Consider the following 21,421-nt stretch of genomic DNA (forward strand, 5'->3'; position numbering starts at 1 on the left):
GAGTGGACGGGGCTCGAACCCGCGACCCCCGGCGTGACAGGCCGGTATTCTAACCAACTGAACTACCACTCCAGATACTCAAGACCTTTCGATCTGTCGCATCAAACTCTTCTTGCTTTGATTTCATCAATCACTTGATGTCATCGCTGCGTCGATTTCGTTACTGTACCTGATTTTGACAACGATCAAATCGATTTCCGAAGAATTTTTCGATTTTCTCGTTCAATCTCTGGTCAGTAACCAAGCTCGAAACTTGGCGTCCCCTAGGGGATTCGAACCCCTGTAGCCACCGTGAAAGGGTGGTGTCCTAGGCCTCTAGACGAAGGGGACTGAACCTTCTTCCTTGAACCGCGCGCCACGCAAACTGAAGTTTGGTGGAGGTAAGCGGGATCGAACCGCTGACCTCTTGCATGCCATGCAAGCGCTCTCCCAGCTGAGCTATACCCCCTTCGGGGAATTCGACCCGGCTTCTTTTCGGCTTTCTGAATTTCATCGGGGAGCTCGCGCTCCCCGTTTAATTCATCGTCTGCCGCTTCGAAGTTCGTTTCGAACGTCGCGCTGTTCAAGCGAGAACGAGAGTATAGATCGAGTTTTAAACGGAACGCAAGCGGTTCAACAAAATTTCTTTGTCGAAAAGTTCCAGCACCGCATCCACCGACGGCGTCTGCGAACGACCGCAGGCCAGCACCCGCACGGGAATCGCCAGTTGCGGCATCTTGATGCCGTGCGCCGTGATCGTTTCCTTGATCGCGGCGCTGATCGACGCCTTGTCCCAATTCGCCAGCGCGTCGAGCTTGTCCGCCAGCGCCAGCACGGCCGGCTTCACGGCATCGGTCAGGTGCTGGGCCCGGTCCGCCTCGCTCGGCGTCACCGGCGACACATACATCGCCAGCCAGTCTGCCAGCGCCACCGTGGTACTGCAGCGATCCTTGAACAGCGCGCACATCGCTTCGAGGCGCTCCGGCGCGGCCAGGCCACGCCTGCCAAGTTGCACCGCCACCAGCGACGCCAGACGCGCGTCATCGGCCAACTTGATGTAGTGCGAGTTGACCCATTCCAGCTTGGCCGGATCCCATTGCGCGGGGCTCTTCGAGAGATGGCTGCCGTCGAACCATGACACCAGTTGCGCCACGCTGTAGAGCTCGTCGTCGCCGTGACTCCAGCCCAGGCGCGACAGGTAGTTCAGCATCGCCTCGGGCAGATAGCCGTTCTCCTCATACGCGGTGACGCTGACCGCGCCACGGCGCTTGGACAGCTTCAGTCCGTCGTCGCCCAGGATCACCGGGATGTGGCCGAACGCCGGCAGCGCCGCGCCCAATGCGTTGAACAGGTTGATCTGCCAGGGCGTGTTGTTGATGTGCTCATCGCCGCGGAAGACATGGGTGATCTTCATGTCCCAGTCGTCGATCACGACCGCGAAGTTGTAGGTCGGGACGCCGTCCGGACGCAGCAGGATGAGGTCGTCGATCTCGCGGTTGTTGATCGTGATCGGTCCCTTGACCAGGTCGTCCCAGGTCACGTCGCCGTCGACCGGATTCTTGAAACGCACCACTGGCTCGATGCCCGCGGGAATCGCGGGCAGCGTCTTGCCCGGCTCCGGACGCCAGGTGCCGTCGTAGCGCCGCTTCTCGCCGCGCGCCTCCTGGCCCGCCTTCATCGCGGCGAGCTCCTCGGGCGAGCAGTAGCAACGGTAGGCGGTGCCGGCAGCGATCATCTGTTCGATCACCGCGTGATAGCGCTCCAGGCGCTGCATCTGGTAGACCGGGCCTTCGTCGTACTCGAGGCCCAGCCACCGCATCGATGCCAGGATCTGGTCGACCGAATCCTGCGTCGATCGCGCGACGTCGGTGTCCTCGATGCGCAGCACGAATTCGCCGCCGTGATGGCGCGCGTAGGCCCACGAGAACAGCGCCGTGCGCGCCGTGCCCAGGTGCAGGAAGCCCGTCGGCGACGGGGCGATGCGGGTGCGGACCGGGGTGGAAGGAGTCGTCATAGGGAATTCAAACCGCGGGCCAGGTCGGCCTTGATGTCTTCGATGTCTTCCAGGCCGACCGCGACGCGGATCAGACCCTGCGTGATGCCGGCCGCCTGGCGCTGCGGCTCGGTGAGCCGGCCGTGCGAAGTGCTGGCCGGATGCGTGATGGTGGTCTTGGTGTCGCCGAGGTTGGCGGTGATCGAGCAGATGCGCGTCTGGTCGATCACCTGGAACGCCGCGGCGCGGCCGCCGTCCTCGCCACCGCTCTTCACGATGAAGGACACGACCGCCCCGCCCTGCCCGCCTTGCTGGCGCATCGCGAGCTCATGCTGCGGATGCGACTTCAGGCCCGGGTAGTACACGCGCTCGATGCCGGGGTGCGCCTCCAGCCATTCGGCCAACACGGCGGCACTCGCGGTCTGCGCCTTCATGCGCACCGACAGCGTCTCCATGCCCTTGAGCACGACCCAGGCGTTGAACGGCGACAGCGACATGCCCACCGAGCGCATCACGGGGGTGAACACCTCGTCGACGTGCTTCGCGGAGGCGCAGATCGCGCCCGCGATCACGCGGCCCTGCCCGTCGAGGTACTTGGTGCCGGAATGGATGATGAAGTCCGCGCCCATCTTCGCCGGTTGCTGCAGCGCGGGCGAGGCGAAGCAGTTGTCGACGGCCAGCAGCGCGCCGTGCGCGTGCGCGATCTCCGCCAGCGCGGCGACATCGCAGACCTCGGTCAGCGGATTGGTCGGCGTCTCGGCGAACAGCAGCTTCGTGTTGGGTTGCAGGGCCCCCTTCCACTCGGCCAGGTCAGTCTGCGACACGAAGGTCGTCTGGACGCCGAACTTGCCGAACTCGCCCTGCAGCAGCTTGATGGTCGAGCCGAACACCGAGCGCGAGCACACCACGTGGTCGCCGGACTTCAGCAGGCCCATGACCAGCAGCATGATCGCGGACATGCCCGACGAAGTCGCGATGCAGGCCTCGGTGCCTTCGAGCGCGGCGAGCCGGCGCTCCATCATCATGACCGTGGGATTCGAGAAGCGGCTGTAGACGAAGGCCTCTTCCTCGTTGGCGAAACGGCGCGCGGCGGTGGCCGCGTCCGGATGCACGAAGGAGCTGGTCAGGTACAGCGCTTCCGAGTTCTCGCCCCACGGCGACGGCGGCAGGCCCTCGCGGACGGCGAGCGTGTCCAGCCGGACGTCGGCGGGCAGGTCCACGCGCGGGATGCCGCCCTTCTTGTCGTTGCCCATCACTGGTCTCCGCCGCTCTGCAGCGCCAGGCGGCTGCGCGCCGGCATGTCCTCTTCCTCCGGCTGCGACTTGCGCTGCGCCTGCAGCGTGGCGAAGTCCTCGGCCGATACGTCGCCGGTGATGTAGGTGCCGTCGAAGCAGGAGGCCTCGAAACCGTTCAGACCCGGGCGGAGCTGGCCGACCACGCGCTTCATCGCATCGACGTCCTGGTAGATCAGCGCGTCGGCGCCGATGAACTGGCGGATCTCCTCGATCGAGCGGCCGTGGGCGATCAGTTCCTCCTTGGTCGGCATGTCGATGCCGTAGACGTTGGGGAAGCGCACCGGCGGCGCGGCCGAGGCCAGGTAGACCTTGTTCGCGCCGGCCTCGCGGGCCATCTGGACGATTTCCTTGGAGGTCGTGCCGCGCACGATGGAGTCGTCGACCAGCAGCACGTTGCGGCCCTTGAATTCGAGGCCGATCGCGTTGAGCTTCTGGCGCACCGACTTCTTGCGCGTGGACTGGCCCGGCATGATGAAGGTCCGGCCGACGTAGCGGTTCTTCACGAAGCCCTCGCGATACGGCTTGCCGATGCGGTGCGCGAGCTGCATCGCCGACGGGCGGCTGGACTCGGGAATCGGGATGACGACGTCGATCTCGCTCGGCGGGATCGTCGAGATCAGGCGCTGGGCCAGGGTCTCGCCCATGTTCAGCCGGGCCTGGTAGACCGAGATGCCGTCCATCACCGAGTCCGGGCGCGCCAGATAGACGAACTCGAACATGCAGGGGTTCAGCGTCGGGTTCTCGGCGCACTGCTGCGTGTGGACCGTGCCGTGGGTGTCGATGAACAGGGCCTCGCCGGGCGCGAGGTCGCGCGTCAGCGTGTGCGCCGTGCCTTCGAGCGCCACGCTCTCGCTGGCGACCATGACCTCGCCGTCGGCCGCCTGGCCGAAGCACAAGGGGCGGATGCCGTAGGGGTCGCGGAACGCGAGCAGGCCATGCCCGGCGATCAGGGCGATCACGGCGTAGGAGCCCTTGATCCGCTTGTGCACCGTGCCCACGGCCTTGAAGATCTGCGCCGGCGTCAGCGGCAGGTCGCGGCCGGCCCGCTCGAGCTCATGCGCGAGCACGTTGATCAGGACTTCGGTATCGCTCTCGGTGTTGATGTGGCGGCGGTCGACGTCGAACAGCTCGTCCTTCAGCGCATGCGCGTTGGTGAGGTTGCCGTTGTGGACCAGGACGATGCCGTAGGGCGCATTGACGTAGAAGGGCTGCGCCTCCTCTTCCGAATAGGCATTGCCCGCCGTCGGGTAGCGCACCTGGCCGAGGCCGACGTTGCCGGGCAGCCCGCGCATGTTGCGGGTGCGGAACACGTCGCGCACCATGCCACGGGCCTTGTGCATGAAGCACTTCTGACCCTGCATCGTGACGATGCCGGCCGCGTCCTGGCCGCGATGCTGCAGCAGCAGCAGCGCGTCATAGATCAGCTGGTTGACCGGCGCCTTGGAAATCACACCGACGATGCCGCACATGGGGAGGTCCTTAATGCTTCTGGAACGGGAGGAAAACGACGGCCGGAGCGCTCGTGACGCTCAGGCCGGAATGTAGTCTTGCAGGGCCGCGGGCAACAGCGGCTTCACCTGCGTGAGCGTGGCCTGCAGCCAGGGCGCGATCTGCGATTCGGCCCACGGCTGCGAGCGCACGGCCGGCGTCATGTCGACGATGACGGTCGCCAGCAGCGCCAGCAGCACCGCGCGCAGCACGCCGAAGGCAGCGCCGCCGAGCCGGTCCAGCACACCCAGCGGCGTCGCGTGGATCAAGGCCCGGATCAGCTTCGCGCCGAGGCCCCAGATCAGCAGCACCAGGATGAAGGCCAGCACCAGCCCGAGGGCGTGGATCAGCGCCGGACCGATCTTCTCCGCCGGCAGGAAGCGCTCGATGAACGGCGCCACAAAGGGCGAGGCCGCATAGGCCACCAGCCAGCCGGCGATGGTCATCAGCTCGAACACCAGGCCGCGCCAGGCGCCCAGCAGGACCGAGATGACGAGCAGGCTCAGCAGCGCGAGGTCGACCCAGTTCATCGCGGCGATCGGAGGTGCGCTGAGGCGGGTTCATGGTCGTGCATCGTGACAGTCTCCGTGCCGGCCCGTCAGAGCGTCAGCACGGCCGACGACAGGCCGCCGCCGCGGACTTTCGCCGCGACCTTGTCCGCCTCGTCGCGCGAATTGAACGGCCCCACCCGCACGCGGATGCGCTTGCCGTCCGCCGTGTCGACCGCCTGCGTGTACGTCTTCAGGCCCATGCGCTCGACCTTCACGCGCACATCCTGCGCGGCCTTGCCGTCGGCGTAGGCACCGACCTGCACGATGAAACGCGCGGCGGACGCGGCCGCGTCCGGCTTTCTCTCGGAAGAGGGCCGCCCCTCCAGCAGCGCCTGGGCGCGGGCAGCATCCGCGGAGCGGGTGTCGGGTTTCGGGTCAGGCTTGCGTTCGGGCTTGGCGTCGACCTTGGGCTCGGGCTTGCGTTCCGGCTTGGTCTCGGGTCTGACCTCGGGCCTGTGTTCAGGCTTGGGCTCGACGCGCGCCGGGCGGGCGGGCTCGGCGATCGTCGCGCGCTCGTCGGGCTTGGTGTCCATGCGCGTGGGCGGCATGGCCTGGGCCACTTGATCGGCCACCGGGTCGCGAGGCGCTTCCGGCGGCGGAACCGGCCGGTCGGCGGCGGCTTGCTCCGCGGACTCGGTGATGATGCCGCGGCCGGCATCCGCCCCGGCGGTCTGACCGCGCGAGGTCGGAGCAGTCGGCGCGGGAATGGTCAGCGGCGTGGCGCCGTCCTTGCGCGGGATGTCGATCGGCAGGTCGACCGGGATCGGACGCGGCTGGGTCTCGAACAGCAACGGGAACACGATCACCGCGACGCCCACCAGTACCGCGGCGCCGATCAGGCGACGGCGCGCCCGCAGACGCAGTTGCTGGACATCGTCGACCGCCTCGGCGCCGCCGCGGGCGCGCCCTCGCGCACCGTCGCCGGCACGGCCCCGCTCAGCCCGATCACCGCCTCGGTCGCCGGAGTCGTTCGCTTCACCGCGCTTCAGGAAGGACAGAAAACCCATGTACTCGGAGAACCTGGTTGATGCCGCGCCGTCGCCGCGGGAGTGCCTTCGGGACCCTGGGCCCCGGAGCGGAAAGCGGCCCCTCCGTAGGTACGGACAGGGCCGCCGACTTCAACTGCGAGAGATTCGAATGCAGCGTTGCGAAGCGCTCAATGCCGCCCGCTTCAAGACTCGGATTCCGGCTGGACGCCGCCGCCCAGTCTCGGGATGCCGTTCTTGAGCACGCCGCCCACGGTGAAGAACGAACCGAAGACCAAAATTCTATCAGCGGGGTCCGCCTCGGCCGCCGCCGCGGCCAGGGCCGACGCGGGGTCCGGGTGCAGCGATGCGCCGACTTCCTTCGGCGTTTGCAGCGTGCCGGCGGCGCGCGCCTCGTCGAAACGTGTCCGCAGCGCCTGGGCGGTCGCCGCACGCGCGATCGGCAGGTCGCAGAAATGCCAGTGGTCGATCAGCGGCGAGATGCGCGCCAGGATGTTGGCGAGGTCCTTGTCCGCCATCGCGCCGAAGACGGCACGGGTGCGCGGGTAGAAGCCCATCTGGTCGAGGTTCTGCGCCAGCGCCGCCACCGCATGCGGGTTGTGCGCGACATCCAGCACCAGCATCGGCGAGCCCGGGATCACCTGGAAACGGCCCGGCAGTTCGACCAGCGCCAGCCCCGCGCGCACCGCCTGCGCGGAGATCGGGAGCCGCTCGTACAGCGCCTCGAAGACCGCCAGCACGCCGGAGGCATTCAGCAACTGGTTGACGCCGCGCAGCGCCGGGTAGGACATGCCGCTGTAGCGCCGCGCGCGTCCCGCCCACTGCCATTGCTGGCGATCGCCCGAATAGCTGAAATCGCGTCCGAGCTGGCGCACCTCGGCGCCGATGGACTCGGCATACGCGGCGATCGAGGCCGGCGGCATCGGATCGGACACGATGGCCGGCCTGCCCGGTCGCATGATGTGCGCCTTCTCGCGGCCCACGGACTCGCGATCCGGGCCGAGGTACTCGGTATGGTCCAGGTCGATGCTCGTGATGACGCTGCAATCGGCGTCCATGACGTTCACCGCATCCAGGCGCCCGCCCAGGCCGACTTCCAGGATCACCAGGTCCAGCGGCTCGGATGCCAGCTTGTGCAGGATCGCGAGCGTGGTGAATTCGAAATAGGTCAGCGCCAGTTCACCGCGGGCCTGCTCCACCGCCTCGAAGTGCGGCAGCAGCGCCGCGGCGTCGACCGGCCGCCCACCGACGCGGCAGCGCTCCTGGAAATGCACCAGGTGCGGCTTGATGTAGAGGCCGACGCGGTATCCCGCCTGCAGAGCGACGCTCTCCAGCATCGCGCAGGTCGAGCCCTTGCCGTTCGTGCCGGCGACCATCACGACCGGTGTGTCCGGACCGAAGTTCAGGTTCAGACGCTGGCGCATCTCGGCGACACGCGCCAGCGTCATGTCGATGTCCTTCGGATGCAGCCGCTCGCAGCGGGCCAGCCAGGCGTCGAGCACCTGCTGCGCGTCGCCGCCGGGGGCCAGCACGGGAATGGACAGATCGTTCGAAGTGGTGGACATCAGGAATTCCAAGGCTCAAATGAAGACGGCCAGACCGGGAGTGGTCTGGCCGTGCTGAGTACCGCCACCGCCCCGGGGGCGGTTCGCCGTCGCGACGTCAGGCGACCGCGTCGGAACTCTGCCGCTGCAGGATGGCCAGGTTGCGGGCGATGACCTCGCGCAGCTTGCGGCGGTCGACGATCATGTCGATCGCGCCCTTCTCCATCAGGAACTCGGCGCGCTGGAAGCCCGGGGGCAGCTTCTCGCGCACGGTGTTCTCGATGACGCGCGGGCCGGCGAAGCCGATCAGCGCCTTCGGTTCGGCGATGACGATGTCGCCGACGAACGCGAAGCTCGCCGACACACCACCCATCGTCGGATCGGTCAGCACGCTGACGTAAGGCAGCTTCGCCTTGGCCAGACGCGTGAGCGCGGCGTTGGACTTGGCCATCTGCATCAGCGAGAGCAGGCCTTCCTGCATCCGCGCGCCGCCGGTGGCGGTGAAGCAGATGAACGGGGTCTTCTGCTCCAGCGCGGTCTCGACGCCGCGCGCGAAGCGCTCGCCGACCACGGAGCCCATCGAACCGCCCATGAAGTCGAACTCGAAGCAGGCGGTGACCACGGGGATGCTCATCACCGCGCCGCCCATGACGACCAGCGCGTCGGTCTCGCCGGTCGATTCCAGCGCTTCCTTGAGCCGGTCCGGATACTTCTTGCTGTCCTTGAACTTCAGCGCGTCCACGGGCAGCACTTCCTGGCCGACCTCGTAGCGGCCTTCGCCGTCCAGGAACGCATCCAGGCGGGCGCGGGCGCCGATGCGATGGTGGTGACCGCACTTCGGGCAGACGTTGACGTTCTGCTCAAGGTCGGTCTTGTACAGCACCGTTTCGCAGGACGGGCACTTGATCCACAGGCCTTCCGGCACCGTGCGGCGCTGGTCGGGGTCGGTCTGCTGGATCTTCGGGGGAAGCAGTTTCTCAAGCCAACTCATGGCGGGCTCCTATGTCTATCGCCAGACGCGCAACAGGGCAGCTTGCCCCGTCAGGCGTCCAGCGCGGCGCGGATGTCTCGGATGAAGGCCGCTGCCTGGATCGCGACATTATCCCTTGTCTGCGACTCGATCAGCTGGACGAGGGCCGAACCGATCACCACCGCGTCCGCATGGCGCGCCACGGCGGCCGCCGTCGCCCCATCGCGGATGCCAAAACCGACTCCCAGCGGGATGGACACGTGCTTGCGCAGACGCGGCATCGCCTCGGCGACAGCGCCGGTGTCCAGGTGCCCGGCGCCGGTCACGCCCTTCAGCGAGACGTAATAGACGTAGCCGCTGGCCAGCCGTCCGAGACGGGCGACGCGTTCGTCCGTCGAGGTGGGCGCCAGCAGGAAGATCGGATCCAGCCCCTGCGCCTTCAGTGCCGCGGCGAAGCGCTCGCACTCCTCGGGCGGATAGTCGACGACCAGCACGCCGTCGACGCCGACGGCCTTGGCCTCGGTCACGAAGCGCTCCAGACCGAAGCGCTCGACCGGGTTCGCATAGCCCATCAGCACGACCGGCGTCGCGTCATCGTGCTGGCGGAAGTCCCGGACGATCTCCAGCACGTGCGTCAGCGTGATGCCCTTGGCCAGCGCGCGTTCGCTGGCCTTCTGGATCACGGGGCCGTCGGCCATGGGGTCGGAGAACGGCACCCCCAGCTCGATCACGTCGGCGCCGGCCTTGGCCATCGCCAGCATCAGCTCGACGGTCACATCCGCATACGGATCGCCGGCGGTCACGTACGGGATCAAGGCCTTGCGGCCTTCGGCGCCCAGGCGGGCGAAGGTGGCTTGGATGCGGCTCATTGCGCACCTCCCTTCACGGCGTGGCCGGCCATCGAGGGCCGGTCGAAGTATTCGGCACCCGACAGGTCGGCGACGGTGCCGATGTCCTTGTCGCCGCGGCCGGAGAGGTTGACCAGCAGGTGCTGGTCGGGGCGCATCGTCGGCGCGAGCTTGATCGCATGCGCCAGCGCATGGCTCGATTCGAGCGCGGGGATGATGCCCTCGGTGCGGCACAGCCGGTGGAAGGCCGTGAGCGCTTCGGCATCGGTGGCGCCGACGTACTCGGCGCGACCGATGTCCTTCAGGTAGGCGTGCTCGGGGCCGACGCCCGGGTAGTCCAGGCCGGCGGAGATCGAATGCGTCTCGATGATCTGCCCCGCGTCGTCCTGCAGCAGATAGGTGCGATTGCCGTGCAGCACGCCGGGCGAGCCGGCGGTCAGCGTGGCCGCATGCTTGGGCGTGTGGACGCCCTGCCCCGCGGCCTCGACACCGATCAGGCGCACGCCCTCGTGCGGGATGTACGGGTAGAAGATCCCGATCGCGTTGCTGCCGCCGCCGACGCAGGCAATGACGGCGTCGGGCTGTCTGCCGGTCATCTCGGGCATCTGCACCAGGCACTCGTCGCCGATGACGCGCTGGAAGTCGCGGACCATCATCGGATACGGGTGCGGGCCGGCCACGGTGCCGATGATGTAGAAGGTGGACTCGATGTTGGTGACCCAGTCGCGCATCGCCTCGTTGAGCGCGTCCTTCAGCGTCTTCGAACCCGACTCCACCGGCACGACGCGCGCGCCGAGCAGGTTCATCCGGTAGACGTTGGGCGACTGGCGCTTCACGTCCTCGGAGCCCATGTACACGACGCACTCCATGCCGTAGCGGGCGCAGATCGTCGCGGTGGCGACGCCATGCTGGCCGGCGCCGGTTTCCGCGATGACGCGCTTCTTGCCCATGCGGCGGGCCAGCAGCGCCTGGCCGATGGTGTTGTTGACCTTGTGCGCGCCGGTGTGGTTCAGGTCCTCGCGCTTGAGGAAGATCTGCGCACCGCCGAGCTCGCTGCTCAACCGCTTGGCGTGATAGATCGGGCTCGGCCGGCCGACGAAGTGCGCGAGCTCGTACTGGAACTCGCGGATGAACTCCGGGTCCTGGCTGTAGCGGGCGTAGGCCTCGTTGAGTTCGTCCAGCGCGTGGATCAAGGTCTCGGCGACGAAGCGGCCACCGTAGTAGCCGTGCGAGTTCGCGGTGGACACGGGGCCGAAGCGGCCCTGCGCGTCAGGCTGCGCATAGCCCGCCAACGGGCCGGTCGTGAATGGAATCGATGTCTTGGACATGAGGGGTCCTCGGTGAGGATGCCCGCGCACGAACCTGCAGGGAACGGAAGCAGGGATTCAGGCCGACTTCAGGCGGTCGGCCTCGCGCACGGCATCGCAGAACTGGCGGATCTTGCCGGCGTCCTTGAGGCCCTTCGAGGCCTCCACGCCGGAGCTGACGTCAACGGCCCAGGGCCGCACCTTCAGCACGCCATCGATCACGTTGGCTGCACTCAACCCACCAGACAAAACGACCGGAGAGGGAACGCTTGGAGGCAGCAGTGACCAATCGAAGACCTTTCCGCCTCCACCGTAGCCGTCGACGAAGGCGTCGACCAGCACGGCCTGGGCGTGGGAGAACCGAGTCGCGAAGTCTAGCAAATCGAAACCGGGCGCCATCCGTGCCGCCCGCAGATAGGGGCGCGACCAGCGATCGCAGTCCTCGGGCGTTTCATCGCCGTGGAACTGCAGCGTCAGCGTCGGGATCGCGGCCAGCGCCGCGTGAATCGCCTCGGGCGACGCATTGACGAACAGCCCCACCGGCGTCACGAACGGCGGCAGGCGCCGAGCCAGCGCGGCGGCGCGTTCGACGCTGACGGCACGCGGGCTCTTCTCGTAGAAGACCAGCCCGATCGCGTCGGCGCCGGCCTCGACGGCGGCGTCGACATCGGCTTCGCGGGTCAGGCCGCAGATCTTGATGCGGGTTCGGCTCATGGGGGTCCGGTGCGGTCGGGTCTCAGGGCAACCAGTCCATCGCCGCCGTATGACGCGGCAGGTTCAGGTGATCGTCGTAGGTCGGGCCGACGAAGTACAGCCCGTCCGGCGGAAAGGTCGGCGCCGCGGCATCACGAGAACGCGCGGCCAGCACCTCGTCCATCCACGAGGGCGGCTTCTGCCCGGCGCCGACGGCGATCAGGCAACCCATGATGTTGCGGATCATGTGATGCAGGAAGGCGATGCCGTCGAATTCGAAGCGCCAGTACGGACCGCGCTTGTGGATCTCGATGCCGCGCAGGATCTTCACCGGCGACGCCGCTTGGCACTCCGCGGAGCGGAAGGAGCTGAAGTCGTGCTCGCCGACCAGCCGCGAGGCCGCATCCCGCATCGCGTCGCCGTCCAGCGGCCGGAAGGTCCAGCCGACGCCGCCAGCCTGGATGGAGGGGCGCACGTTAGATTCCAGCAGCAGGTACCAGTAGCGGCGACCGCGCGCCAGGTTGCGCGCATGGAAGTCCTCGCCGGGGAAGGCGGCCCACTGGACCGCGATGTCGCGCGGCAGGTAACGGTTGACGCCGCGGACCCACGAGAACACCTCGCGCTCCACCGGCGAATCGAAGTGGACGACCTGGTTCAGTCCGTGGACACCGGTGTCGGTGCGGCCGGCGCAGATCGTGCGGATCGGCTGCGCGACGAACTCGGCGAGCGCCGCCTCCAGCGCGTCCTGGACGGTGCCGCCGCCGGGCTGGCTCTGCCAGCCCTTGTAGGCCTCGCCGCGGTAACTCACGCCCAGCGCCACGCGCATGCAGGTCTCCGGATCTCAGGGAAAGGTGAACGCCAAAAAGAAAAGGCGCCCGGCCAGGCCGAGCGCCTTGTCGTGAACCGCTCGCAGTTTAGCGAAGCTGGTCCAGCATCTGCTGGGCGCGGGCACGCATCGGACCGTCGGCCTTGCCGACCAGTTCCTGCAGCACGTCGCGGGCACCTTCGGTGTCGCCGATCTGGCGGAACTCCTCGGCCAGCTCCAGCTGACGCTGCAGGGCTTCGTCGTCGTTCGGGTCGATGCTGTCGAGGTCGACACCCAGGTCGTCCAGGCTCATCGTGTCCCGCGTCGTCGGCTTGGCGTCGGGCAGCGCATCCAGATCCGGCAGATCGATCGACGCGATGTCCTCGATGTCGTTCACCTTGCCGATCGTGCGCTCGTCACGGCTGGCTGGTGCGTCGGTCGGCAGGTCCAGGTCGATGCTCGACAGGTCGAAGTCCAGCGACGACGAATCCTGCGCAGGCGCTGGGGCCGGCGTGCTGCCACCCAGGTCGTCCAGGTCACCGAGATCGAACTCGAGTTCACGGGCGCTGGCAGGGGTCGGCGCGGCCGGCGGCGTGCTCAGGTCCAGGTCCATGTTCATCGGCGCCTGGCTCGATGCCGACGGCAGCGCCTGCGTGGCGGCCATCGCGGGCGCCGGTGCCGGCGGCGAACCCAGATCCAGGTCCAGATCCAGATCCATCAGGCTGGACGGGCCGCTGTCGCGCGGGGTGGCCGCGACACCCGCCGCGGCGGTCGCCGCCGCGCGGGCCAGCGCGCCGCCGCCCGGATGCGCCATGCCGGTCGCGGGCAAGGTGCTCGCGTTCATCGGCTCGGGGCGCTCATCGTCGCTCTCGAACATCGTCGGCGCGCCGCCGGGCTGGTACAGCGGATTCTCAGGATCAACCTGACGGCCGAGTTCCTGGACCTTCGCCCAATCCTCGCCCTGCCCCTTGGTCTCGGCGTACAGCTGGACGGCCAGTTGCTCGAAGCCCTTGATGTCGCGGCGCTTGCCGTAGACCTCGAGCAGCTTCAGGCGGATGGCCAGGCGCTCCGGGTTGGCGCGCAGCGCCTCCTTCAGGATCTCCTCGGCCTGCAGGTCGCGACCGTAGGCCAGGTAGACGTCGGCTTCGGCGACCGGATCGACGTCACCGATCGCATCGAGCTGGCTCAGCGAATAGCTCATCGACGACTGGCCGGTCGTCGACGCGTCGCGCGTGTCGACGCGCTGGCCGCCGCTATGGCCGAAGAACGAGTCCGGCGCCAGACGGCTTTCCGCGAAGGCCGTCTCGGAACGCGAGGCCGCGTCGCGGCGCGCGCGCCAGCGGTTGTAGCCGATGCCACCGGCGATGACCGCCAGGGCGGCCACGAGCGCGGGCAGGTAGTCGCTCAGCGAGTCGAGGAAGCCGGGCTCCTCCGGTTCGGGCTTGGGCGCCGGCACGGCGCGCGGCGCCGAAGCAGCGACCGGGCGCGAGGCGGCAGCCTCAGCCACGGCGGCCGAGGCAGCCGCGGAAGCGGCCGGCGCTTCCGACGCGGCGGCGGGGACGTTCGCGGCGACCGTCACCGGCGGCACGACCGCCGGAGCGGGTGCGGGAGCCGGCGCAGGCGTCGGGGCCGGCGTCGGTGCGGGAGCCGGGGCTGCGGCGGTCGTCGGCGCAGCCGGCTTCGAGGCCGCGCTCGACAGCTTCTTCAACTCTTCGACGTTGCGCGTCAGCTCGGCCACTCTGGCAGCCGAATCCTTCTTCTCGGTGTCCTTGGACACCTTGGACTCGGCGCTGGGAAGGCCGCTGGGCTTGCTCAGCGTCAGCTTGTCCGGCGCGGTCGAGGTCGCGGGCTTGCGGTCCTCGACGGCGGCCTGCACGGAGCCCTTGGCCTGGCGGCTGTTCTCGTCAGCCTTCAGGGCCGGGGCGCCTTCCGCCAGACGCTGGCGGTAGCCGCCGAAATCGCTGCTCTGCGCCTGGATGACGCGGCGCGCTTCCTGCGGCGTGATCGACTGGACCGACTCGCTGCCCGGCACCGACAGCACGGCGCCCGACTTCAGCCGGTTCATGTTCTGGTTGATGAACGCGTCCGGGTTGCTGCGGTACAGGCCGACCAGCATCTGGTCCAGCGAGACGCCGGACGGCTGGGTGCGATTCGCGATGCGCGACAGCGTGTCGCCGGGCTGGACCGTGTATTCGGAGCCGGGCGTGGCCGGTGCCGGCGCGGCGGGCGACGGGGCCGGACGCGGCGCACGGGCCGTGGCGGGCGCGGGCGGCTGGCTCACCGGCGTGGCGGGCGCCGACGACACCGGCGCCTGCGTGCGGGCCACCGGCGGCGGCGCGACGACGGCCGGCGTCGACGCCGGCGCGGAGATCACCGGGGACGTGGTCGGCTCGTTCGAACGCGCGACGTTGGTGTTGCTCGGCGGATCGAACAGCAGCGTGAACTCGCGGGTCAGGCGGCCACTCGACCAGTTGACCTCGAGAATGACGTCGACAAACGGTTCCTGGACCGCGCGGTCGCTGCTCAGGCGCAGGTAGGGTCGGCCGTCGGCGCGACGGGCCAGTTGCACCTGCGTGCTGGCCAGCACCGCGTTGTAGTCAAGACCTGACGCCCGATAGGACTCGGGCGGCGCCACGCGCAGTTTGAGCGAACTGGCCTCCTCCGGGCTGAGGCTGCTGACGTCGATCTCCGCGCGCAGCGTTTCGCCGAGCGCCGACTGCACCGTCAGTTTTCCAAGCCCCAGGCCGTAGGCGGAACCCGCCGCGAGTCCCAACACGGTGACCGCGGCCACCTGGCTCAGCGCAAATCGCGCATATGCGCTCGCATGTTTTTTCAAGGCGTCCCCCAAAGCAACAAGGCGGACCATCCAAAGGACCGCCTGTCTGACGTATTGTTGTTGTGCGACTGATGCGCCCGGGCAGGCTCCCAGCCATTCCCGCGGTAGAAAATCACAACGGTGGCAAGCATATACGCATCGTTGCTGAGGTAGCTCATGAATAACAACGATGAGCTAGCGCAGATACACAGGTGGTTACCGCCTTGTCGCTAGAAGGCAACGGGCCCCTCCCCTGGCAATCCCTAATCGGCATGAAAAAAAGCGATGGCAGAGCCACCGCTTTCAGCACACCGAGCGCCAGCCGGCGTCTCGCCGACGACGGCCGGCGAGGCACGGATCAACGATCCAGCAGGATGCGCAGCATCCGACGCAGCGGTTCCGCCGCGCCCCACAGCAACTGGTCACCGACGGTGAACGCGCCGACGTATTCAGGCCCCATGGCCAGCTTGCGGATGCGGCCGACCGGGATCGTCATCGTGCCGGTGACGGCGACGGGGGTCAGGTCCTTGATCGTGGCCTCGCGCGTGTTGGGCACAACCTTCACCCACTCGTTGTCGGCGGCGATCATGGCTTCGATCTCGTCCAGCGGCACGTCCTTGCGCAGCTTCAGGGTCAGCGCCTGCGAGTGGCAGCGCATCGCGCCCACGCGCACGCAGAAGCCGTCGACCGGGATGGCGGCGGTACCGAAGCCCTCGCCCTGGCCGAGGATCTTGTTGGTCTCGGCCATGCCCTTCCACTCTTCCTTGGACATGCCGTTGCCCAGGTCCTTGTCGATCCAGGGGATCAGCGATCCGCCCAGCGGCACGCCGAAGTTGGCGATCTCGTCGCCGGACAGCGCGCGCTGCTTCGCGATGACCTTGCGATCGATCTCGAGGATGGCGCTCTTGGGATCGTCGAGCAGCGCCTTCACTTCCGCGTTCAGCGTGCCGTACTGGGTCAGCAGCTCGCGCATGTGCTGCGCGCCGCCGCCGGACGCGGCCTGGTAGGTCTGCGTGGACATCCACTCGACCAGGCCGGCCTTGTACAGCGCGCCCACGCCCATCAGCATGCAGCTGACGGTGCAGTTGCCGCCGATCCAGTCGCGACCACCCTTGGACAGCGCGTTCTTGATGACCGGCATGTTGACCGGGTCCAGCACGATCACGGCGTTGTTGGCCATGCGCAGCGAGGACGCGGCGTCGATCCAGTGGCCGTTCCAGCCCGCGGCGCGGAGCTTGGGATAGACCTCGTTGGTGTAGTCGCCGCCCTGGCAGGTGATGACGATCTCGCAGCGCTTGAGCTGCTCGATGTCGAAGGCGTTCTGCAGCGCCGTCTCGTTCCTGGCGAACGCCGGAGCGGTGCCGCCCGCGTTCGAGGTGCTGAAGAACAGCGGCTCGATCAGATCGAAATCGCGCTCCTGCGCCATGCGGTCCATCAGCACCGAGCCGACCATGCCGCGCCACCCCACCAAACCAACCAATGTCGTCATTTGCGTACCTTCGTTCATTGAAAGGCCCGGCACTGCTGGCCGGGCATCGCCCAAACACCGTCACACACCCTGGGAGCCTGCCCGGCTCGCTTCGCCGGGTGTGTGAGGTGGGGCGAGACGAACCGGAGCGGACTAGCTCTTGATGGTTTTGGTCGTCGTGGCAATGGTCGTGACCGAGCCCTTGCTGGACGCAATGGCGGCAACGACGGCATCACCCATCTCGCGGGTGCTCACCTTCTGGGTGCCCTCGCTCCAGATGTCCGCGGTACGCAGACCCTGGGCCAGCACGGACTGAACCGCCGACTCGATGCGAGCGGCGGCTTCGGGCTGGTTGAGGGAGAACTTGAGCATCATGGCAGCGGAAAGGATTGTAGCCAGCGGATTGGCGATTCCCTTGCCGGCGATGTCCGGCGCGCTGCCGTGACTCGGTTCGTAGAGGCCTTTGTTGTTCTTGTCCAACGAGGCACTGGGCAGCATGCCGATGGAGCCGGTCAGCATCGCCGCCTCGTCCGACAGGATGTCGCCGAACATGTTGCCGGTGACGACGACGTCGAACTTCTTGGGCGCCTTGACCAGCTGCATCGCGGCGTTGTCGACGTACATGTGGTCGAGCTCGACGTCCGGATACGCTTTGTGGACGTCGGTGACGACGTCCTTCCAGAACTGGAAGGTCTCCAGCACGTTGGCCTTGTCGACGCTGGTCACCTTCTTGTTGCGCTTGCGCGCGGCCTGGAAGGCGACGTGGGCGATGCGTTCGATCTCGGGGCGTGAATAGCGCATCGTGTCGAAGGCTTCCTCGCTGCCGGGAAAGTGGCCGTCGACGGCCGTGCGGCGCCCGCGCGGCTGGCCGAAGTAGATGTCGCCGGTGAGCTCGCGGATGATCAGGATGTCCAGGCCGGCGACCAGCTCGGGCTTGAGGCTGGACGCGTGCGTCAGCTGCTCGTAGCAGATCGCCGGACGGAAGTTGGCGAACAGGCCCAGCGCCTTGCGCAGTCCGAGGATGGCCTGCTCAGGGCGCAGCGCGCGCTCCAGCTTGTCGTACTTCCAGTCGCCGACGGCACCGAACAGCACGGCGTCCGCGTCCTGCGCGAGCTTGAGCGTCGCTTCGGGCAGCGGGTGACCGGACGCCTCGTAGGCGGCGCCGCCGACGGGCGCGGTCTCGAGCTCGAACGGGAGTTCGAGCACGTCCAGGACCTTGACGGCCTCCGCGACGATTTCGGTGCCGATGCCGTCACCAGGCAACACTGCAATCTTCATGATCAATCCTTGGAATGGCGGTTTTCGCCAGCGGAACCCACGGGGCTGGCTTTGCCAGACCGTCGGGTTCGCCCCCTTGAGGGGGCCGCCGAAGGCGGTAGGGGGTGGGTCAAACCAGTCGATTGTTCAGCCACGGCTTGGTGGCGATGCGTTCGGCTTCGAAGGCCTTGATCTTGTCGGCGTGGCGCAGCGTCAGCGCGATGTCGTCGAAGCCGTTGAGCAGGCAGTACTTGCGGAACGGTTGGACATCGAAAGGCAGCTCTTCACCATCGGGCTTGACGACGACCTGGCGGTCCAGGTCCACGGTCAGCTGATAACCGGGGAAGGCGAACACCTCGTCGAACAGGCGCGCGACCTGGCGCTCCGGCAACACGATCGGCAGCACGCCGTTCTTGAAGGTGTTGTTGAAGAAGATGTCGGCGAAGCTCGGCGCGATCAGCGCGCGGAAGCCGTACTGCTGCAGCGCCCACGGCGCGTGCTCGCGACTGGAGCCGCAACCGAAGTTGCTGCGCGCGATCAGCACCGACGCGCCTTGATAGCGCGGCTGGTTCAGCACGAAGTCCGGATTGGGCTTGCGGCTGGCCGGATCCTGGCCCGGCTCGCCGTGATCGAGGTAGCGCCACTCGTCGAAGAGATTCGGGCCGAAGCCGCTGCGCTTGATCGACTTCAGGAACTGCTTGGGGATGATCGCGTCGGTGTCGACGTTCTCGCGATCCATCGGGGCCACGAGGCCCTTGTGCACGGTGAACTTGTCCATGTCTTGATCCTCGATCCTCAGGCGATGCGGCGCACGTCGACGAAGTGGCCTTCCATCGCGGCGGCGGCGGCCATCGCGGGGCTCACCAGGTGGGTGCGGCCGCCGGCGCCCTGCCGGCCTTCGAAGTTGCGGTTGCTGGTGGAGGCGCAGCGCTCGCCCGGCTCCAGCCGGTCGGCGTTCATCGCCAGGCACATCGAGCAGCCCGGCTCGCGCCATTCGAAGCCGGCGGCCTTGAAGATCTGGTCCAGCCCTTCGGCCTCGGCCTGCGCCTTCACGAGGCCGGAGCCCGGCACCACCATGGCCAGCTTGACGTTGCCGGCGACGCGCCCGCCCAGACGCTTCACGACCGCCGCGGCCTCGCGCATGTCCTCGATGCGGCTGTTGGTGCAGCTGCCGATGAAGACCTTGTCGATGCGGATGTCGTTGATCGCCTTGTTGGGCTCCAGCGCCATGTACTGCAGCGCGCGCTCGATGGCGCCGCGCTTGACGGCGTCCTTCTCCTTGTCGGGATCGGGCACGCGGTCGTCGATGGACAGGACCATCTCGGGCGAGGTGCCCCAGGTGACCTGCGGGCGGATCTGGGCCGCGTCGAGCTCGACGACGGCATCGAACTTCGCGCCCGTGTCCGACTGCAGCGTGCGCCAGTACTGGACGGCCTGGTCCCACTCGACGCCGGCGGGCGTGAACGGGCGGCCCTTGACGTACTGGATCGTCGTGTCGTCGACAGCGATCAGCCCGGCGCGCGCGCCCGCCTCGATCGCCATGTTGCAGACGGTCATGCGGCCCTCCATCGACAGCGCGCGGATGGCGCTGCCGGCGAACTCGATCGTGTAGCCGGTACCGCCGGCGGTGCCGATGCGGCCGATGATCGCCAGCACGATGTCCTTGGCGCCGACGCCGGGCATGACCTGGCCCTCGACCTTGATCAGCAGGTTCTTCGCCTTCTTGGCCAGCAGCGTCTGCGTGGCCAGCACGTGCTCGACCTCGGAGGTGCCGATGCCGTGCGCCAGCGCGCCGAAGGCGCCGTGCGTGGAGGTGTGGCTGTCGCCGCAGACGACCGTCATGCCGGGCAGCGTGGCGCCCTGCTCCGGACCGATCACGTGGACGATGCCCTGGCGCTTGTCGTTCATCTTGAACTGCGTGATGCCGAAGCGGTCGCAGTTCTTGTCCAGCGTGTCGACCTGCAGGCGCGACACCGGATCGGCGATGCCCTGGCTGCGGTCGGTCGTGGGCACGTTGTGGTCGCTGACGGCCAGGTTGGCCGACAGGCGCCAGACCTTGCGGCCGGCCAGGTCCAGGCCTTCGAAGGCCTGCGGGCTGGTGACCTCGTGGACCAGGTGGCGGTCGATGTAGAGGACGGACGTGCCGTCCTCCTCGGTATGCACCACGTGCTCGTCCCAGAGCTTGTCGTAGAGGGTACGCGGCGAACCGGCGTGGGCGGCGTTGGAGATGTTGGCGGTCATGGGATGGCTCTCCATCACTTCAGGGAAAGATGGCTGTCTTTGCGGCTCATTTCGAGCCGGCCTTGGAAACTTGATTCGCGGGCATCGCGGGCGTGACGGAAGCCCCCGCGGCGGCGGCCTCCTTGGCGGCAGGGCACAGCGCGTCGACGAAGCGCTGCACGACGGTCGGCAGGCGCTCCTGGCGGGCCACACCCAGAACATAGTCGCGCTGGGCCCAGGCTTCATCCAGCGTCAGGCGCTTCACGTCGAAGACCTGCGCGAAACGGCGCGACGGCGCGTCGGGCAGCACCGCGACGCCCAGGCCGGCCTCGACCAGCTGCGCGATCGCGTCGAAGCCGCGCACCTGGAGCCGCGCCTTGAGCGTGCGGCCGCGGGCCATGGCTTCCTGCATCATCAGTTCCTGCGCGGCGGCGCCGCCGTGCAGGCCGACGAGGTCGTGGTCCAGCAGGTCGTCGAAGCTGACCGACTCGCGCCCGGCAAGCTCGTGGCCGGCCGGCACCAGCACGGCCAGGCGGCCGGTGCGGTAGGACCAGGTCTGCAGCCGGTTGTCCAGCAGCGGCGTCGTGAACACGCCGACATCGGCGCGGCCTTCGGCGACAGCCGCCTGCACCTCGGCGCTGGTCTGGTCCTCAAGGCTGATGCGGATCTGCGGATGGGCCTGCGAGAACGCGGCCAGATCCGGCGGCAACGCTTCCGCGATCGCGCCGGCGTTGGCGGCGATGCGCAGATGCCCCTTGATGCCGCGGGCGAATTCGACGACCTCGCTCTCCAGCGCATGCAGCGAGGCATGCAACGAGCGGATGTGGCGCACCAGCGCGCGGCAGGCCTCGGTGGGCTCGACGCCGCGGGCGCGACGCTCGAACAACTGCACCCCGAGTCGCGTCTCCAGGTCCGAGATCCGTTTGCTGGCCGCCGCCAGCGCCAGATGCTCGCGCTCGGCCCCGCGGGTGATGGATCGAGTCTGTTCGATCGCCAGCACGAGATTCAAGGTGGTGAGGTCGAGGCGCATGGTATGGCGGCGGCTGGGTTGAACTGTAGCCTTCGCTCAGAGAGCAAGACTGCGGTCGTTCATGATAATCCCTTCGCCTTAAACGAAAGCTGGAAAATCTTCAGCGACCGTCGTTACTGTTGTTCGGCTTGTTTTGGTATTCATCAGGTCCTATGGTGGTACTGCTTTGGTG

17 protein-coding genes and 3 tRNA genes are annotated in these 21,421 nt (G+C 67.8%); all 20 read right to left on the minus strand.

Annotation, left to right across the window (positions count from 1 at the left end; genetic code table 11):
• The 20 genes from AC07PR_RS03995 to AC07PR_RS04090 all read right to left on the minus strand — a co-directional run bounded on the left by AC07PR_RS03995 (position 1) and on the right by AC07PR_RS04090 (position 21,249).
• A tRNA-Asp gene (locus AC07PR_RS03995) sits at positions 1-72 on the minus strand.
• A gap of 182 nt (positions 73-254) precedes the next feature.
• Positions 255-330, minus strand: a tRNA-Glu gene (locus AC07PR_RS04000).
• Between the two features lie 42 nt (positions 331-372).
• Positions 373-448 (minus strand) — tRNA-Ala (locus AC07PR_RS04005).
• Positions 449-592: 144 nt separating this feature from the next.
• A complete protein-coding gene (gene gltX / locus AC07PR_RS04010) occupies positions 593-1,993 on the minus strand; it encodes a glutamate--tRNA ligase (protein WP_377155385.1) in 1,401 nt (466 codons plus the stop codon).
• On the minus strand, positions 1,990-3,225 hold the full coding sequence (locus tag AC07PR_RS04015; RefSeq protein WP_431103268.1) for an O-succinylhomoserine sulfhydrylase: 1,236 nt from the start codon (positions 3,223-3,225) through the stop codon (positions 1,990-1,992). The genes gltX and AC07PR_RS04015 overlap by 4 nt, the downstream gene beginning before the upstream one ends.
• Positions 3,225-4,736 (minus strand): amidophosphoribosyltransferase, encoded by a 1,512-nt coding sequence (purF, locus tag AC07PR_RS04020; RefSeq protein WP_377155386.1) that lies wholly within the window; start codon positions 4,734-4,736, stop codon positions 3,225-3,227. Before purF ends, AC07PR_RS04015 begins: the two co-directional genes overlap by 1 nt.
• 60 nt (positions 4,737-4,796) lie before the next feature.
• Positions 4,797-5,285, minus strand: a complete 489-nt coding sequence (locus AC07PR_RS04025) for a CvpA family protein (protein WP_431103267.1) — start codon at positions 5,283-5,285, stop codon at positions 4,797-4,799.
• A gap of 68 nt (positions 5,286-5,353) precedes the next feature.
• Positions 5,354-6,313: an SPOR domain-containing protein gene (locus AC07PR_RS04030; protein WP_495134482.1), complete on the minus strand. Its 960-nt coding sequence runs from the start codon at positions 6,311-6,313 to the stop codon at positions 5,354-5,356.
• A gap of 164 nt (positions 6,314-6,477) precedes the next feature.
• Complete coding sequence (gene folC, locus AC07PR_RS04035) at positions 6,478-7,857, minus strand: bifunctional tetrahydrofolate synthase/dihydrofolate synthase (protein WP_495134483.1); 1,380 nt, start codon at positions 7,855-7,857, stop codon at positions 6,478-6,480.
• A gap of 97 nt (positions 7,858-7,954) precedes the next feature.
• The gene (gene accD, locus AC07PR_RS04040) at positions 7,955-8,827 is read right to left on the minus strand and encodes an acetyl-CoA carboxylase, carboxyltransferase subunit beta (protein WP_067270997.1); all 873 of its coding nucleotides are present in this window, start codon (positions 8,825-8,827) and stop codon (positions 7,955-7,957) included.
• 50 nt (positions 8,828-8,877) lie between these two features.
• Positions 8,878-9,675 (minus strand): tryptophan synthase subunit alpha, encoded by a 798-nt coding sequence (gene trpA / locus AC07PR_RS04045; RefSeq protein ID WP_495134484.1) that lies wholly within the window; start codon positions 9,673-9,675, stop codon positions 8,878-8,880.
• The gene (gene trpB, locus AC07PR_RS04050) at positions 9,672-10,946 is read right to left on the minus strand and encodes a tryptophan synthase subunit beta (RefSeq protein ID WP_495134841.1); all 1,275 of its coding nucleotides are present in this window, start codon (positions 10,944-10,946) and stop codon (positions 9,672-9,674) included. Before trpB ends, trpA begins: the two co-directional genes overlap by 4 nt.
• A 93-nt stretch (positions 10,947-11,039) precedes the next feature.
• Complete coding sequence (locus tag AC07PR_RS04055; RefSeq protein WP_495134842.1) at positions 11,040-11,726, minus strand: phosphoribosylanthranilate isomerase; 687 nt, start codon at positions 11,724-11,726, stop codon at positions 11,040-11,042.
• Positions 11,698-12,480, minus strand: a complete 783-nt coding sequence (gene truA, locus AC07PR_RS04060) for a tRNA pseudouridine(38-40) synthase TruA (protein ID WP_377155389.1) — start codon at positions 12,478-12,480, stop codon at positions 11,698-11,700. Before truA ends, AC07PR_RS04055 begins: the two co-directional genes overlap by 29 nt.
• A gap of 88 nt (positions 12,481-12,568) precedes the next feature.
• Positions 12,569-15,250: a motility hub landmark protein FimV gene (locus AC07PR_RS04065; RefSeq protein ID WP_495134485.1), complete on the minus strand. Its 2,682-nt coding sequence runs from the start codon at positions 15,248-15,250 to the stop codon at positions 12,569-12,571.
• Positions 15,251-15,632: 382 nt separating this feature from the next.
• Positions 15,633-16,763 carry an aspartate-semialdehyde dehydrogenase gene (gene asd / locus AC07PR_RS04070; RefSeq protein ID WP_495134486.1) on the minus strand — a complete coding sequence of 377 codons (1,131 nt, stop codon included), beginning with the start codon at positions 16,761-16,763 and terminating at the stop codon, positions 15,633-15,635.
• A 132-nt stretch (positions 16,764-16,895) separates the two neighbouring features.
• Positions 16,896-18,020, minus strand: a complete 1,125-nt coding sequence (gene leuB / locus AC07PR_RS04075; protein WP_495134487.1) for a 3-isopropylmalate dehydrogenase — start codon at positions 18,018-18,020, stop codon at positions 16,896-16,898.
• A gap of 109 nt (positions 18,021-18,129) precedes the next feature.
• Positions 18,130-18,777 carry a 3-isopropylmalate dehydratase small subunit gene (leuD, locus tag AC07PR_RS04080; RefSeq protein WP_495134488.1) on the minus strand — a complete coding sequence of 216 codons (648 nt, stop codon included), beginning with the start codon at positions 18,775-18,777 and terminating at the stop codon, positions 18,130-18,132.
• Positions 18,778-18,794: 17 nt separating this feature from the next.
• Positions 18,795-20,240, minus strand: a complete 1,446-nt coding sequence (gene leuC / locus AC07PR_RS04085; RefSeq protein ID WP_495134489.1) for a 3-isopropylmalate dehydratase large subunit — start codon at positions 20,238-20,240, stop codon at positions 18,795-18,797.
• Positions 20,241-20,286: 46 nt separating this feature from the next.
• Positions 20,287-21,249, minus strand: coding sequence for a LysR family transcriptional regulator (locus AC07PR_RS04090; RefSeq protein WP_495134490.1), 963 nt, complete (start codon positions 21,247-21,249; stop codon positions 20,287-20,289).
• Between the last annotated feature and the right edge of the window lie 172 nt (positions 21,250-21,421).

The organism is Roseateles sp. GW821-FHT09H11, from assembly GCF_059415845.1.

Excerpts from the sequence above, each read along its gene's own strand:
- leuC (WP_495134489.1), bottom strand. The coding sequence starts at position 20,240 with ATGACCGCCAACATCTCCAACGCCGCCCACGCCGGTTCGCCGCGTACC.
- trpA (WP_495134484.1), bottom strand. The coding sequence starts at position 9,675 with ATGAGCCGCATCCAAGCCACCTTCGCCCGCCTGGGCGCCGAAGGCCGC.
- asd (WP_495134486.1), bottom strand. The coding sequence starts at position 16,763 with ATGACGACATTGGTTGGTTTGGTGGGGTGGCGCGGCATGGTCGGCTCG.
- truA (WP_377155389.1), bottom strand. The coding sequence starts at position 12,480 with ATGCGCGTGGCGCTGGGCGTGAGTTACCGCGGCGAGGCCTACAAGGGC.
- AC07PR_RS04015 (WP_431103268.1), bottom strand. The coding sequence starts at position 3,225 with ATGGGCAACGACAAGAAGGGCGGCATCCCGCGCGTGGACCTGCCCGCC.
- AC07PR_RS04025 (WP_431103267.1), bottom strand. The coding sequence starts at position 5,285 with ATGAACTGGGTCGACCTCGCGCTGCTGAGCCTGCTCGTCATCTCGGTC.
- AC07PR_RS04030 (WP_495134482.1), bottom strand. The coding sequence starts at position 6,313 with ATGGGTTTTCTGTCCTTCCTGAAGCGCGGTGAAGCGAACGACTCCGGC.
- leuB (WP_495134487.1), bottom strand. The coding sequence starts at position 18,020 with ATGAAGATTGCAGTGTTGCCTGGTGACGGCATCGGCACCGAAATCGTC.
- folC (WP_495134483.1), bottom strand. The coding sequence starts at position 7,857 with ATGTCCACCACTTCGAACGATCTGTCCATTCCCGTGCTGGCCCCCGGC.
- gltX (WP_377155385.1), bottom strand. The coding sequence starts at position 1,993 with ATGACGACTCCTTCCACCCCGGTCCGCACCCGCATCGCCCCGTCGCCG.
- AC07PR_RS04090 (WP_495134490.1), bottom strand. The coding sequence starts at position 21,249 with ATGCGCCTCGACCTCACCACCTTGAATCTCGTGCTGGCGATCGAACAG.
- leuD (WP_495134488.1), bottom strand. The coding sequence starts at position 18,777 with ATGGACAAGTTCACCGTGCACAAGGGCCTCGTGGCCCCGATGGATCGC.
- purF (WP_377155386.1), bottom strand. The coding sequence starts at position 4,736 with ATGTGCGGCATCGTCGGTGTGATTTCCAAGGCGCCGGTCAACCAGCTG.
- accD (WP_067270997.1), bottom strand. The coding sequence starts at position 8,827 with ATGAGTTGGCTTGAGAAACTGCTTCCCCCGAAGATCCAGCAGACCGAC.